The following is an 878-nucleotide window of genomic DNA, read 5'->3' on the forward strand; positions in this document are numbered from 1 at the left end:
GGCTATCCGCCATGCGATCTACTTCTCAATGAGGAATTTGTAGAGCGGAGCTGGCAGGCTCTGGACGAGCTGGCCGAAGAGCTGGATGACCTCCCTCCGGTTCTGGTGGGCCTGGCAGAGCCGGACACCTCCGCCGGGGAGCGCCCTCTTTTCAACTCTGCTGCCCTGATCCGGGGAGGGAAGGTGACTGAGACCTTTCAGAAGAGCATGCTCTATGGTTGCGATCTATTCCACGAGGGCCGCTACTTCCTGCGGGGAAAGGAGCCTCGGGTTCTGCAGATCGAGGGCCAATCACTGGGCATACTGATAGGCGAGCTTCTTTTGAGCAGCGGCGATAACGAAAGGCAGGATCGGCCCGATCCCATTGCAGAGCTTCGGGCCAAAGGCGCTGACGCTATAGTCAACCTGTCCGCCTCCCCCTTCACCGCGGGAAAGCAGCTCCTTCGGGAGGCAAGGCTATCAGATCTCGCCAAAAAGCACTGCTTGCCCATCCTTTCTGTCAATCAGGTGGGAGGAAACGATGATCTGATATTCGACGGTAGAAGCTGCTTTTTTGATGCCGCAGGCCGCCTTATTGCCAGAGGACGTGGATTTGAGGAGGATATCATAGTAGCAGACCTGGATGAGCCAAAAGAGATCATAGCTACTGACGACTTCACTTTCGAGGCGGAGATCTGGAGGGCCCTGGTCCTGGGGACGAGGGATTATGTGCATAAATGCGGCTTTTCCAGCGTCCTCCTGGGGCTTTCCGGGGGAATCGACTCCTCCCTGGTGGCAGCCATAGCCGTTCAGGCCCTGGGGCCGAATAACGTCCTGGGCGTTCTTCTGCCCTCGCCTTACACCCGCCAGAGCAGCATCGACGATGCCCTGGCCTTAGC

At 58.1% G+C, this 878-nt stretch carries 1 protein-coding gene; it reads left to right on the top strand.

Annotation, left to right across the window (positions count from 1 at the left end; genetic code table 11):
- Positions 1–878: nitrilase-related carbon-nitrogen hydrolase (locus tag BP727_RS05345; RefSeq protein ID WP_286857756.1), on the top strand; the 878-nt coding region annotated here is incomplete at both ends.

Origin of the sequence: Methanosaeta sp. UBA356 (assembly GCF_002496465.1) — an archaeon.
Lineage (GTDB): Archaea > Halobacteriota > Methanosarcinia > Methanotrichales > Methanotrichaceae > Methanothrix > Methanothrix soehngenii.